Origin of the sequence: Embleya sp. NPDC059213, assembly GCF_042754445.1 — a bacterium.
In the GTDB taxonomy this organism is placed as follows: Bacteria; Actinomycetota; Actinomycetes; order Streptomycetales; family Streptomycetaceae; genus Embleya.
In genome coordinates this window covers 25,525-38,646 of the sequence record NZ_JBHZAV010000036.1, presented here as the reverse complement: position 1 = coordinate 38,646, position 13,122 = coordinate 25,525, and the positions used below count along the sequence as shown (strand labels likewise).

Genomic DNA, 13,122 nt, shown 5'->3' with positions numbered 1-13,122 from the left:
CGGCCGGTGCCCCACCCCTGGCCGGATTCGATCGGCCTTGCCGGATGGAATCCGGCCAATCGGAGGGCATGACCGACTCCCGGGCATACGGGGACTGTTCACGTGTCGACATGCACGCCGATGCAGGTCGGCGGGGCAACCGCCGGTGTGCGGCCGGTGTTTCGCGGGCCGGTCGGGCAGCACGGGCCGCATGATTTCGGCAGCGGCGCGTGTGCGCAATATTTTGCCTACGGAGCGTCAATCGCCGTTTACCGCAAGATCGTTCATGTCTCCAGTGGCAGCAGCTCGGCGGCGAACTCGGCCAGGAACGTGGCCCACGAGCGGGGTGTGCCGGCCGGTCGGACCACGAACTTGCTCACCCCGGCATCGGCATACCGGTTGATCAGCTCGCGCGCGGCGGCCCACCCGGTGGGGAGCAACTCGGCGATGTCCACGTGCGGTCGTTGCCGGCGCAGCGCGCCGAGGTCGCGGCCGGGCAGGTCGTCGAACGCGACGACCAGGCTCATCCCGTAGTGGTCGTCGTCGACGGTACGCCCGGCCTCGGTCGCGGCGGCCTCGATCGTGCGGCGGGCCGCACCGGCCTCGTCGGGGGTCAGCGCGGCGCCGAGCCACCCGTCGGCGAGCCGACCCACCCGGCGCAGCGACTGCGGGCCGCCGCCCCCGAGCCACAGGTCGAGCGGACGGGTGGGGCGCGGGCCGACCCGGGCGTGTGCACACCGGTGATACTTGCCCTCGAAGGACACGTCGTCGTTTTCGAGCAGAAGACGGACGAGGGTGAGTGCCTCGTCCATCACCTCGCCGCGCGGGCCCGGGATCGGGAACAGCGGCCGATCCCGCTCGGTCGCGTGCCGAACCCCGAACACCGGCAGGATCCGGCCCGGCGCGAGCGCGGCCAGCGTGGCGAGTTCCTTGGCCACGGCCACCGGATTGCGGCCGGGCAACACGGTGACCCCACTCCCGAGCTTGAGCCGCCGGGTGCGACCGGCGGCGTAGCCGATGGCGACGAGGGGATCGGGGAGATCGGCACCGATCAGGTCGGGAAACCAGAGCGAGTCGATGCCGAGCTCTTCGATGCGGTCGAGCAACTCGTCGAACGGCGGGGAAGGCGTGGCGGTGGCGGGCGGGGTGAGACCCAGGCCGATGCGCAGTTTCATGGGGTCAGTGTGGCGGGGCGGGTGGGGGCCGCAGGCGGGCGGCGGTGGACTTCAGTTCGGTCGTGTAGTGCCGGCGCTCGGCTCGGCTGACGGCGGGGCGCAGGGGACCGATTTGCAACTCGTGGGTCGGGGGGCCGTGCGGGGTCGGGACGGGGGCGGACAGGTAGCTGAGGGGGAGGGGCCGGGGCGAGGCGAAGTCGGCCTCGGTGTAGGGGTGGGCGCCGATCGAGGCGAGTTGCTCGCGGGCTCGTTCGCGGAGGGCGGTGCGGGTCGGGTGCTCGTCGAGGAGGCCCACCACGTCGCGCAGGACGGTCAGCAACTCGGTCGAGTCGCCGCGCGGGCGCCAGGCGGCGACGCCGTGGGTGCGGATGGTGTCCAGGGCCGGGGCCAGGTGGGGCGCGTGGGCGAGCCAGGCGGCGCGTTCGGCGGCGGGCCGCCAGGGCATCACCGAGGCGCCGGCGGGTGGGCGCAGGGGGAGGCGGGTGCCCACGTCGATCCCGGCCGGCAGCCGACCCGGGCCCGGCTCCACCGCGAGGAAGACCACGTGGTCCGGGCCGACCAGGGACAGGGCCACGCCGCAGTCGACCCGGGTCGCGAGGGCGGCGAGGAGCTGCGCCGTGTCGTCCGGGAGCGCCACCCGGGTGCGGACCGCGGCGGCGACGGTGAGCAGGCCCGGGCCGAGGGTGTAGCGGCGATCGGGGCCGCGTTGTACCCAGCCTGGTGCTTCGAGGGCGGCCAGTACGGCGGTCGCGGTGGAGCGGTTCAGGTCGAGGCGGGCGGCCACCTCCGAGACGCTCGCACCGTGCGGCGACGCGGCGAGCAACTCGACGACGGCCACCACCCGGTCGGTGGGCGGGGAAGCTGCCATGGGCACCTCTTGTTCGGGAGCGGGGTTGTGTCTAGGGTGCCGGTGAATATACGTCACTTTGACGACGAATATTCGTCAGTCAAGGGCTTGCCGACCGGCGGGGGATTCGGATGGACGCGATGGACACGACGGATGTGGTCGACCCGTTCGACGCGCGGGCGCCGTTCGACATCGAGGGGTACGACTTCGCGTTCGACGACATTCCGGATCTGCACGAGGTGATCGCCGCGGCGCGGGCGCGGAAGCCGTACGCGATCGTGCCGTTCCTGGGGACGCGGGCGGTGCTGTTTCTCACCCACGACTTGGTGACCGCGGCGTTCAAGGACGAGGAGTCGTTTCCGGCGTCCGCGATCTACGCCGCGACGACCGAACCCGTGCTCGGGCACACCATCCAGTGCATGCGTGGTGCCGAACATCGGATCAACCGCAAGCTCGTGGTGCCCGCGTTTCGGCGCAAGGTGGTCACCGACCAGGTCGAGGCGATCCTGGAACCGCTCGCGCACGAACTCGTGGACCGTTTCGAGGCGCGCGGCGAAGCCGACCTGGTCGCCGAGTTCACGCACGGCTACCCGGTCCGGGTGATCACCCGGCTGCTCGGACTGCCGATGGACGACGAGGAACGGTTCCGCCGCTGGGCGGTCGACCTGTTCCACTTCCCGATGGAGCCCGAGGCGGCCGAGCGCGCGTCACGCGAGTTCACCGAATACGTCACGCCGATCGTCGCGCGCCGCCGGATCGACCCGGGCGACGACCTGCTCTCGACGCTCGCCCACACCGAGGCCGAGGGGCGCCGGCTCACCGACGAGGAGATTCTCTCGTTCCTGCGGCTGCTCTTCCCGGCCGGCGCCGACACGACCTATCTGGGACTGGGCAACGCTCTGTACGCCCTGCTCACCCATCCCGAGCAGTTGGCCCGGGTGCTGGCGAACCCCGACGTGGAACTGGAGTGGGCGGTCGAGGAGTCGCTGCGCTGGGAGCCGCCGGTGGGCCTGTTGCCTCGGATGTGCCCGGCGCCGGTGCGCGACTGGCAGGGGCTGGGGCTGGACATCCCGGCGGAGACACCGCTGATCTTCGCGATCACGGCGGCCAACCGGGACCCGGCGCACTATCCGGACCCGGACGTGTTCGACATCGGCCGCCGGGTCCGACCCACGCTCGCCTTCGGCGACGGGCCGCACGTGTGTCCGGGCACCTGGCTGGCGCTGGCCGAGATCCGGGCCGCGCTCAAGGTGCTGCTGCAACGGTTGCCGGAGATGCGATCGGCCGAGCCGACGCGCGTGCGCGGGTTGCTCGGTACGGCGCTGCGCGGGCCGGAGTCGTTGCGGGTGCGGTTCCGACCCCCGTCCCGATGTGGCGGCTAACGCGCCTGCTCGGCCGGGAGTTCGGCATCGAGGCGGGTCACGTTCTGGAGCAGGCCCCAGACGAACTCCGCGCGGTAGGTGTCCGTGCCCTCGGTGACCAGGCTCGCCCAGCGGCTGGGCGCGGAACCCTCCACGTGGCGCAGGTCCGGGAACGCCCCGGCGACATCCCCGATCACGAACTCCCAGGGTCGCAGCGCGGCCACGCCTTCGACGGGCGGCGTCGTGGCGGGATCGGCGCGCACCAGCCATTCCTGCCAGACCCGCCCGTCGGGACCGGTCAGGACCTCGAAGCGCAACTGCGGCCACAGCGGCAACACCCACCACTGCGCATCGGCGGTGAGATCCCCGATCCGGCGCTCGGCCCGGCCGGACGGCTCACCCAGCGCGGCCCGGTAGGCCCGGCCGGGGCCACCGACCGAGCGGCTGCGCACCATGCGTTGCCACTGCGCGTTGACCTCGCGCATCCGGGTGCGGGTGAATTCCAACTCGCGGACGGCGTCGGCGACCAGATCGGGTTGGTAATCGCCCATGCGTCGCAACAACACCAGACAGAACTGATCCGGTCCCACGCTGATCTCCGTACTCGTTCGCAGCCGACCTCGACGCTATCCACAAAGCGGACGGCGTCGTCGTCATTCCCGGAAGTCGTCGACGCGGGTCGATTCCGGGCAATGTGTATGCCCGAGGCCCTGGGATCTGACGGTCCGTCAGCGCTATCGTGAACCCGAAGTCATCGGGCGGCCACCGGACAGTCGGCGCCGACCCATTACGTGGCAAGGGGTGGCACATGATCGTCGACTACATCCGAATGCTCGGCGGGGACCGCATCGAGCATCCCGGCGGGACCCTGCTGGCCCACTTGGGCCGAGTCGAGGCACTGCTCGGCGACTGGGGCGCCCGCCCCGAACTGCGCACCGCCGGCCTGTGCCACGCCTTCTACGGCACGGACGGCTTCGCGACCACACTGCTCCCGCTGGACCGCCGCGCCGAACTCGCCGGCCGGATCGGCGTGGACGCCGAGCGCATCGTGTACTTCTACGGGAGTTGCGACCGGGCCGCGAGCCACCCCACGCTGGTCGACGGCCCGTTCCGGGACCGGTTCACCGGCCGCACGTACACGCCGACCGAAGCCGAACGGCGCGACTTCGCCGAACTCACGGCGGCCAACGAACTCGACATCGTCCGCGTCATGCCGGAGGTTCCGGCCCGGTGGGGCGCCGAGCTCCGGGACATGCTGGCCGGGTTCCGTCCGTTGCTCAGCGCCGGCGCGTGGGCCGAGTGCGAACGGGTGCTCGGCGACGCCAGGGCGGGCACCCGCTGACTTCGGGCCCGCTTCGGGTCCTGCTTCCGGTGCTGTTTCCGGTTCTGTTTCTGCTTCGCGGCCCGCGCGAAGCTCGGCGCCCGGGCGATCGTCAGCGGCCGTCCGGCGTCGGGCGGTGCTCGACGTATTCGACGACGGTGCCGTCGGCGTGCCGGGCGGTGACTCCGGAACCGGTGGGCACCCGGCGCGGCGGTTCGAGGATCTCGGCGCCTGCCGCCGCCAGCCGTTCGAGGCAGGGCGCCAACTCGGGGACCAGCAGGGTGCCGGTGGTGGACCGGAAGCGCTCCACCGTGGCGGCGGCACCTTCGATCAGCAGGAAGCCGCCGACGGCGGACAGGGCGATGCCGAATTCGCGGAAGGTGAACCACATATCGCGCTCGACGCCCTGGAGACCCTCGTAGAACGCGGTCGCGGCTTCCAACTCACCGGGCTCGACGAAGACCCGAAGGAACGCGCGCGGTGTGGTGAGCGTGGACGAGTCGTTGCTGCGGCGCCACACCACGTCGGAGCCGGCGCCGGCGGCGGCGATGGCGGACGCGATGGCGGACGCGGTGGACTCGGTGGCGGCGGTGGGCGTGGGCTGGTCGGTCATGGTTGTCGGGTCCCCTGTCGGTGTGCCGGCCGGGCGATCGGCCGGGGGTGATCGGTACGTCCACCACCCTCGCGACGTCGCCCGGATCGGGGCAGGCTCCGGTTCATACCGTGAGTACCGGTCATAGGCTGGGCCGATGGCCACCCAGGACGGGCAGGATCGTCGGCGCGGGCTGGGCGGGTTCCTGCGCGCACATCGCGAACTGCTCACGCCCGAGGACGTCGGGCTGCCCCGATCGCCGCGTCGCCGCACGCCCGGCCTGCGCCGCGAGGAGGTCGCCGCGCTGTCGGGGGTCGGGGTGGCCTGGTACACGTGGTTGGAGCAGGGCCGGGTGGACACGTCGCGCCAGGTGCTCGAATCGGTGGCGCGGGCGCTGCGCCTGGACGTCGACGCCCGCCGGCACGTGCTCGAACTGGCCGGCTTCCACGTACCGCCCGAGGCGGGGCCGGCGTCGGCCGACGGTCTGCGGGCGATGGTCGGGAGTTGGCCGACCAGCCCGGCGCTCGTGCTCGATCGGGCCCTGGACGTACTGGCCTGGAACGACGCCTGGCGGGCGATTCGGCCCGACCCGGCGGGCGTGCCGATCGAGCGCCGCAACCTGCTGCTGATGCTGCTGACCGACCCGGCCCACGAGCCGGCATTCCCCGAGCGCGAGCCGCTCGCCCTCGATCTGGTCCGCCATCTGCGCACCCGTCCCGACGACGCGCGGCAGCGCACGGTCGCGGCACGACTGCTGGTCGAGCGGCCGGACCTGGCGGCGTGGTGGCAATGCCGCGCGGTGGGCGTGTTCGCGGCCCGGACGGTGCGACTGTGCGGGGCTGCGGTGCGGGAGGCCGAGGCGGATCGGGCGGCCGAGGAAGGCGCGACGTGGGCCGTGCCGCTGCGCTTCGCGGTGTCCCTGCTGCTGCCGGCGGAGGGCCCCGAGACCACGGTGCTGGTGTGGACGCCCGCGGATGCGGCGACGGCCGCCCACGTGCTGGACCGGACGGCGGGGGAGCAGGCGACGGGGAGCGGCCGGGGGTCAGGTGTCGGGGTCCCCCACGTGGGTGAGTCGATCGTCGCCCAGCCTGGCCTGCACGTCCCGGAACAGGATCGCGAGCAGACCCGCTAGCTGCGTCTGCTGCTCGGGGGTCAGGCCGTCGATCAACTGCGCTTCGCGACCCAGTACCCGATCGACCGTCGCCTCCACCAAGGCATGCCCCGCCTCGGTCAGTTCGACCTCGACCGAGCGGGTCCGACCGGATCCGGCCCGCCGGACGACCAGGCCCTCGCGCTCGGCCCGGGCGACCCGCTGCGAGACGGCGCCCGCCGTGACCAGCGAACGCCGGCCCAGTTCGCGCGTACCCAGGACGTACGGCGCTCCACTGCGCCGCAGCACACTCAGCAGGTCCAAGGTCGCCGCGTCGACGCCCGCCCCGGCCAGCACGCGGCGCCGGTCGTCCCCGAGCAACTTGGCCAGCCGCCAGATCGGCGTGACGATCCCGATCGAGGACACCGGCGTCCCGGGCCGCTCCCGCTCCCACGCGGCGGCGATCTCCTCGACGGCGTGACCGACGCGTCCCGAGGCACCGCCGCCGACCGGGTCGAGCGGCTGCTCGGCGGTCCGTACGTCGGCCCGCGCGTCGGCCTCCGGGGTCGTTCCTGTCCCGACCCCGGCGCCGGGCCGGTCCGCGCCGGCCGTCGTCGGCTTTCCCGGCGATGTCTCGGCCGCGGCACGGGGCCGGCGCTCGTCGGTTGCCATGGAACCTCTTCCCGATGTTATGTTCAGATCTAAATTTAGAGCTAAACGACCATTGTGGAGGTCATCCTATGGCACGCAACATCCTGGTCACCGGCGGTGGCACCGGTATCGGACTCGCGATCGCCCGGCACTTCGCCGGGCTCGGTGCCGCCGTGACGATCACCGGTCGGCGGGCCGAGCCGCTCGCCGTCGCCGCCGAACGGACCGGAGCCCGAGCGCTGGTCTGCGACCACACCGACCCCGAGGCGCTGACCCGACTGCTGGCCGAACTGCCCGAGCGGATCGACGTACTGGTCAACAACGCCGGCGGCAACACCGACTTCGACCACGGCCCCGCCACCGACCTCGCGGGCTACGCCCGTGCGTTCCGGGCCAATCTGGACGCCAACCTGGTCGGCGCCGCGCTGACCACCCGGGCCGTCGAGGACCGGCTCGCCGCCGGCGGCGCGGTGATCGGCATCGGTTCGCTCGCCGCCGACAAGGGAGCCGGATCGTACGGCGCGGCCAAGGCCGGACTCGCCGCCTGGAACGTCGCCCTCGCGGACGCCCTCGGCCCGCGCGACATCACCGCCAACGTGGTCTCGCCGGGCTACATCGCGGACACCGAGTTCTTCCGGGACAACCTCACCGAGGACCGCCGCCGACACCTGGTCGCCTCGACGTCGCTACGCCGGGCCGGCTCGCCCGAGGACGTCGTCGGCGCTGTCGCGTTCCTCGCCTCGCCCGCAGCCCGGCACGTCACGGGGCAGGTGCTCAACGTCAACGGCGGTGCGTACAAGAGTCGTTGATGTCGGGAGCAGCTCGGCGGCCCCGGCCCGCAGGCGCGGACCGGTCGGGCATCCGCGGCGCCGAAGCGGGAAACCGGGTTCACCGGACGGGGCATCGCTCGCGTCCGTAGCGTTGGGCTGCGGCGCTCCCCGCACGGAACGCACGGAACGCACGGAACCCGTACAGACTCCCCGCAGAGCTTCTCCACACGGAAGGCAGATCCGATGGAATCCCACACGCTGGCGGTGCCCGGAGCCGACCTCTACTACGAGGTACGCGGCTCCGGTCCGGTGCTGTTAACGATCAACGGCAGCAACGGAGACACCGATCTGTTCGCGACGCTGGGCGATCGCCTGGCCGACCGCTACACCGTCGTCGCGTACGACCGACGCGGCAACTCCCGTAGCCGGCTCACCGGTCCGCCCGGCGAGCAGCGCATCGAGGAGCATGCCGACGACGCGCACCGGCTGCTCCAGGCCCTCACCTCGGAGCCCGCGGCCGTCTTCGGCACCAGTTCCGGTGCCGCGATCGGCCTCGACCTGCTCGTGCGACACCCGGAACAGGTCGGCCTGCTCGTCGCCCACGAGCCGCTCGTGGTGGGGCTGTTGCCCGAACCGAAGCAGTGGTACGCGAAGTTCGACAACGTCGGCGAGTTGTACCGGACCGACGGCCTGAAGGCCGCGATGGTCGAACTCAGCGCGTTGTTCGGCCTGTCCGGCCCGCCGGAGCCCACCGGGGATCTGCCCGCGCCGTTGCGCGAGTTGCTCGAACGGGTGCAGACCAACGTGCACTTCAACCTGTCCTACGAACTGTCGTCGTTCGCCCGCTTCGAGCCGGACCTGACCGCGCTGCGGGACGCACCGCTGGTGCTGGCCGTGTCGAACGAGGGCCCGGAGACGCTGCTCTACCGCACCACGGCGCTGCTCGCCGAGCGTCTGGACATCCCGGTCTTCGAGTTCCCGACCGATCACGTGGGCTACGCGTTGCGCCCCGACGAGTTCGCCGTGGCCCTGGCCGAGGTGCTCGACCGGGCCTAGGCCCGGTCGAGCGACAGGCGCGAAGCGGCCCGGCCGCGTCGGGTGACGGCGGCCGGGCCGGTGGCGCGCGGTGTCGGTCAGGCGCTGGCGCCACCGTCCAGGACGAGGTCGGTGCCGACCGCGAAGCCGGCCTCGTCGGAGGCCAAGTACAGGACGGCGGCCGCGAGTTCGGCCAGTGCGCCGACCCGACCGGACGGGTTCTCGCCCTTCATCCGGTCCGCGCGCTCGGCCTCGGTCTCGCCCGGACGCAACGACATCGAGGTGGCCAGCGGGCCGGGGCTGACCGCGTTGATTCGGACGCCGTCACCGATGTGGTCGAGCGCGGCATTGCGGGTGAGCGTGCTCACCGCGGCCTTGGACGTGACGTAGGCGCCGAGGTTGGCCAGCCGGGCGTGGGCGCCGAGGTTGGAGGAGATGTTCACGATGGCCCCGCCGCCGTTGGCCCGCATGTAGCCGATCTCGTGCTTCATCGAGAGCCACGTGCCGGTCACGTTGATGTCCAGGGTGGCCCGGAAGTCCGCCTCGTCGAGGTCGGCGAGCGGACCCACGCCCTGGATCACACCGGCGTTGTTGACGGCGACGTCGAGACCCCCGAACAACTCGACCGTGCGGGCGACGAGCGCGGCCAGGCTCGCCGAATCGGTGACGTCGGCGGTGACGGCCGCGCCTCGTCCGCCCTTGGCCTCGATCAGCCGGACGGTCTCCGCCAGCGGTGCGGCGGTGCGGCCCGCGGCCACGACGGCGGCTCCCTCGCGAGCGAAGGCGAGCGCGATCTCCCGGCCGGCGCCCGAGCCGGCTCCGGTGACGAGGACGGTCTTGGTGGTGAAACGTGCGGACATGGTGTTCTCCCGAGTCTTGCGGTGTGGAGGTGGTGGCGGATCGATGGGTGTGGTCGGTCGGTGGATGCGGTGCCGGCCGGTCAGCCGGTGCGCGGTGGTCCCGCCTCGCGGCTCGGTTCGGGCACCCGGTCGCCGTGCCGGTCCCGGAGCAGGGCGGTCGCGGACAGGGCGGCCAGGAGGAAGACCGCCCCGGCGGTGCCGAAGGCCCAGGCGTAGCCGACGATCACGTCGGCGCGGGTCGCGGCCACCGACATCAGCGCGGCCAGGCCGAGGGTGGGCCCGAGTTCCATCGCGGTGTTCAGCACGCCGCCGGCCAGGCCCGCCTGGTGGGCGGGTACGTCCCCGGTGGTCAGGACGGCGGTGCCGGCGAAGATCAGGGCGGCGCCGACGGGCAGCAGGACCAGGCCCGGGAGTAGGTCACGGGCATAGCGGGTGCCCTCGTCCAGGCGGGCGAGCAGGAGCAGGCCCGTGCCGCCGATCAGCAGGCCCGACACGGTGATGCGGCCCGGACCGTAGCGACCGATCAGCGGGCCGGCCGCTCGACCGGCCACGATCAGCGCGAGGGCGAACGGGACGAACGCGCCGGCGGTCGCGAGCGGTGACCAATCGCGGTTCTGTTGCAGGTGGAGCGAGATCAGGAAGCTGATCAGGCCGGTCCCGGTGGCCGCGAGCAACACCCCGACCAGGCCCAGGACGCGGCGCGGAGCGCGGACGAAGCCGGGCGGGAGGAGCGGATCGGCCACCCGTCGTTCGACGACCAGGAAGGTGGCGAGCAGGAGCACGCCGACACCGAGCGGGACGAACACGGCAGCCGACGTCCAGGCATGGTCGCCGGTGACGGTCAGGCCGTATCCCGCGAGCGTGATGCCGACCGCGGCCAGGACCGCGCCGAGCGGATCGAGACCCGGACGGCCGCCCGGCCCGCCGTCGGCCGGCTTCCCCGCCGGCAGCCGACGTGGGGTCAGGAGCAGCGCCGCACCGGCAACGGCGACCGGTATGGCGAACATCCAGCGCCAGGACACCCAGGTGGTGAGCACGCCCGACGCGAGGTTGCCGATCGCGGCGCCCAGTACGGACAGCCCACCCCAGGTCGCCATCGCCCGCCGATACGCGCCCGGTTCGGGGTACACCGCGCGCAACACCGCCATCGCGGCCGGCGCGGTCAACGCGGCCCCCAACCCCTGCCCGAACCGCACCGCGACCAGCACCGCGAAGCCGGGCGCGAACGCCGCGATCGCCGAGGCGAGCCCGAAGACGACCAGGCCCACCGTGAACATCGGGCGTCCGCCGTAGCGATCGGCGAGTCGACCGCCGAACAACAGCAGTCCGCTGAACGGCAGTCCGTAGGCGGCACTGAGCAACACCAGATCGGCCGAACCCAGGCCGAACTCCCGGCCGATGTCGGGCAGCGGCACGCCGATCGCGGTGATCGTGAAGATCAACGTGGCCTGCACGGTGCCGAGTACGGCGAAGGCGAGGCCGGCATGCGGCGTGGTCGTGACCGTGCCGCCCGTGACCGTGCCCGTGACCGTGCCCGTGACCGTGCCCGTGACCGTGCCGCCCGTGACCGTGCCCGTGACCGTGCCGCCCGTGACCGTGCCGGTCATTGCGATACCCCCGTTGCCGATAGCTTTTACAGATCGATCGTTCTGGAATAAGGGCAGGCGTGTGCCCGGCGGGTCGCCGGGTCGCGCGCGGGTTGTCGGCGAGTGCCTTCAGTCGAGCAGTACGAGTGCCTGTCGGGTCGCGTCGCGCAGGCGGACGGAGTCCGGGCCGGCCTTGCCGACCACGCGCATGCCCTGGAGCAGGACCAGCAGGAAGCGGGCCAGCGCCTGGGGGTCCCGATCCGGGCCCAGTTCGCCCTGCGCCCGGGCCCGGGTGAGCGCGACGGTCAGATTGGTCTCCATCTGACTCCAGCCGTACTCGACGATCCGGGCGGCGCCCGCGTCGTGTGCGGCCAACTCGGCGGCGGTGTTGGTCAGGAAGCAGCCGCGCAGCCGGGTCGGCTCCTCGGACGCCTGCCGGGCGAACCGCTCGACCAGGGCCCGAACGGCCGGCAACACCGGCCCCGGCTGGGACAACTCCTCGAACAACTCCGGGTTGCGGCTCTCCCGGTAGCGGTCCAGCGCCGCCAGGTAGAGGTCGTGTTTGTTGCCGAACGTCGCGTAGATGCTCGCTCGGGCGATGCCGAGGCGAGCCACGAGGTCCGCCATCGAGGTCGCCTCGTAGCCGCGCTCCCAGAAGAGTTCGAGCGCGGACTGCAAGGCGGCGTCGGGATCGAATTCCTTGGTCCTGGCCACGGACACGACCCTAAGGCATTCGAGAACGTACGGTCAATAAAGATCGACCGCCCTGCGGAACCGGACCGGGTGCGCGGAGCCGGACCGGTGTCAGCCCGCCGCCCGAGTCCAGCGACCGGCCAACCGAGCCACCCGGTCCACGAGTTCGGGTGGGCCCTCGACGGTGAAGTCGAGGTCGAGGAAGGCGAGATGGATCGCCAGCGCGTCGATCGAGGAGGCCCCCGTGGTCAACCGGCAGGTGTCCGCGTCGATCGCCTCCAGGACCCCGCCGCTCGCGCCGATCCGGGCCGAGGCGAGTTCCGGCGAGGCGTGCAGGAGCACGGTCGCGTGGTGTGCGTAGGCGCGGACGGAGATGCCCGCGGTGAGGTATGCGGCGACGTCGTGGTCCGGCAGCGTTCGCGGCGTGAAACGCGGGCCGGTCGACGGGCGCAGCCGGATCCGGTCCACGCGATACGTGCGCCAGTCGGCGCGGTCGAGGTCCCAGGCCAACAGGTACCAGCGGCGTCCCGTGCAGGCGAGCCGGTGCGGCTCGACCGTGCGAACGGCCTCGCGGCCGTCGTGGGTGCGGTAGTCGAAGCGCAGCGTCTCGGCCGAGCGGCAGGCCGCCGCGATCGTGGTCAGGTCGGCGGGAGCCACCGTCTCGCCGCATCCGGGCAGCGACACGGTGACCGCGTCGAGCGCGTCGACCCGGCCGCGCAACCGGGCGGGCAACATGCGTTCGAGCTTGGCCAGCGCCCGGGCCGAGGTCGGCTCGATCCCGGTGACCGTACCGCCGACCGCCGTGCGCAGCCCCGTCACGATCGCGACCGCCTCGTCGTCGTCCAGGAGCAGCGGCGGCAGTGGGCCGGTCGGGTCGAGCCGATAGCCGCCGGCGGCGCCGGACGCGGTGCGCACCGGGTAGCCCGCCGCGCGCAGTCGCTGCACGTCGCGCCGCACGGTACGGGGGCTGACCCCCAGGCGCGCGGCGAGGCGGGGGCCGGTCCAGCCCGCCGGGTCGAGGGAACCGGACCGCTCGGCGCGGTCGCGGCGCCCGGGCCGGCGCTCGGGCGGGGATTGGAGGAGGGACAACAGACGAAGCAGGCGGGTCGTACTCTCCAGCGTGTCCATGTGATCAGCGTTGCGTCGAATGCGGCAGGTTTCC

At 72.6% G+C, this 13,122-nt stretch carries 14 protein-coding genes; 5 read left to right on the top strand and 9 right to left on the bottom strand.

Features of this window, described 5'->3' with window-relative positions:
- Positions 1 to 263: 263 nt before the first annotated feature.
- Entirely contained in the window at positions 264 to 1,154 is an 891-nt protein-coding gene (locus ACFXMF_RS16130; RefSeq protein WP_379991494.1) for a TIGR03854 family LLM class F420-dependent oxidoreductase, read from the bottom strand.
- Between the two features lie 4 nt (positions 1,155 to 1,158).
- Positions 1,159 to 2,022 (bottom strand): helix-turn-helix domain-containing protein, encoded by an 864-nt coding sequence (locus ACFXMF_RS16125; RefSeq protein WP_379991495.1) that lies wholly within the window; start codon positions 2,020 to 2,022, stop codon positions 1,159 to 1,161.
- A gap of 119 nt (positions 2,023 to 2,141) precedes the next feature.
- On the opposite strand from ACFXMF_RS16125, the gene ACFXMF_RS16120 reads away from it, so the two are divergent.
- Entirely contained in the window at positions 2,142 to 3,383 is a 1,242-nt protein-coding gene (locus ACFXMF_RS16120; protein ID WP_360318413.1) for a cytochrome P450, read from the top strand.
- Here ACFXMF_RS16120 and ACFXMF_RS16115 read toward each other — a convergent pair.
- Positions 3,380 to 3,952 carry a hypothetical protein gene (locus tag ACFXMF_RS16115; protein ID WP_360318415.1) on the bottom strand — a complete coding sequence of 191 codons (573 nt, stop codon included), beginning with the start codon at positions 3,950 to 3,952 and terminating at the stop codon, positions 3,380 to 3,382. The two genes, ACFXMF_RS16120 and ACFXMF_RS16115, sit on opposite strands and share 4 nt — an antisense overlap.
- A 218-nt stretch (positions 3,953 to 4,170) precedes the next feature.
- On the opposite strand from ACFXMF_RS16115, the gene ACFXMF_RS16110 reads away from it, so the two are divergent.
- On the top strand, positions 4,171 to 4,704 hold the full coding sequence (locus ACFXMF_RS16110) for a DUF6817 domain-containing protein (RefSeq protein ID WP_360318417.1): 534 nt from the start codon (positions 4,171 to 4,173) through the stop codon (positions 4,702 to 4,704).
- A gap of 91 nt (positions 4,705 to 4,795) precedes the next feature.
- Here ACFXMF_RS16110 and ACFXMF_RS16105 read toward each other — a convergent pair whose 3' ends face one another.
- Entirely contained in the window at positions 4,796 to 5,296 is a 501-nt protein-coding gene (locus ACFXMF_RS16105) for a hypothetical protein (protein ID WP_360318419.1), read from the bottom strand.
- Between the two features lie 136 nt (positions 5,297 to 5,432).
- On the opposite strand from ACFXMF_RS16105, the gene ACFXMF_RS16100 reads away from it, so the two are divergent.
- On the top strand, positions 5,433 to 6,407 hold the full coding sequence (locus ACFXMF_RS16100) for a helix-turn-helix domain-containing protein (RefSeq protein ID WP_360318421.1): 975 nt from the start codon (positions 5,433 to 5,435) through the stop codon (positions 6,405 to 6,407).
- Here ACFXMF_RS16100 and ACFXMF_RS16095 read toward each other — a convergent pair.
- Positions 6,318 to 6,830: a MarR family transcriptional regulator gene (locus ACFXMF_RS16095; RefSeq protein WP_360318484.1), complete on the bottom strand. Its 513-nt coding sequence runs from the start codon at positions 6,828 to 6,830 to the stop codon at positions 6,318 to 6,320. The two genes, ACFXMF_RS16100 and ACFXMF_RS16095, sit on opposite strands and share 90 nt — an antisense overlap.
- A 275-nt stretch (positions 6,831 to 7,105) precedes the next feature.
- Here ACFXMF_RS16095 and ACFXMF_RS16090 point away from each other — a divergent pair, with 275 nt between their 5' ends.
- Positions 7,106 to 7,825 (top strand): SDR family NAD(P)-dependent oxidoreductase, encoded by a 720-nt coding sequence (locus ACFXMF_RS16090; RefSeq protein ID WP_379991496.1) that lies wholly within the window; start codon positions 7,106 to 7,108, stop codon positions 7,823 to 7,825.
- 204 nt (positions 7,826 to 8,029) lie between these two features.
- Entirely contained in the window at positions 8,030 to 8,842 is an 813-nt protein-coding gene (locus ACFXMF_RS16085) for an alpha/beta hydrolase (RefSeq protein WP_360318426.1), read from the top strand.
- 77 nt (positions 8,843 to 8,919) lie between these two features.
- Here ACFXMF_RS16085 and ACFXMF_RS16080 read toward each other — a convergent pair whose 3' ends face one another.
- The 4 genes from ACFXMF_RS16080 to ACFXMF_RS16065 all read right to left on the bottom strand — a co-directional run bounded on the left by ACFXMF_RS16080 (position 8,920) and on the right by ACFXMF_RS16065 (position 13,088).
- A complete protein-coding gene (locus tag ACFXMF_RS16080; protein ID WP_379989823.1) occupies positions 8,920 to 9,681 on the bottom strand; it encodes an SDR family NAD(P)-dependent oxidoreductase in 762 nt (253 codons plus the stop codon).
- An 80-nt stretch (positions 9,682 to 9,761) separates the two neighbouring features.
- The gene (locus ACFXMF_RS16075) at positions 9,762 to 11,288 is read right to left on the bottom strand and encodes an MFS transporter (RefSeq protein WP_379989822.1); all 1,527 of its coding nucleotides are present in this window, start codon (positions 11,286 to 11,288) and stop codon (positions 9,762 to 9,764) included.
- Between the two features lie 108 nt (positions 11,289 to 11,396).
- Entirely contained in the window at positions 11,397 to 11,981 is a 585-nt protein-coding gene (locus ACFXMF_RS16070; protein WP_360318432.1) for a TetR family transcriptional regulator, read from the bottom strand.
- 90 nt (positions 11,982 to 12,071) lie between these two features.
- Positions 12,072 to 13,088 (bottom strand): helix-turn-helix transcriptional regulator, encoded by a 1,017-nt coding sequence (locus ACFXMF_RS16065; protein ID WP_379989821.1) that lies wholly within the window; start codon positions 13,086 to 13,088, stop codon positions 12,072 to 12,074.
- Positions 13,089 to 13,122: the final 34 nt, after the last annotated feature.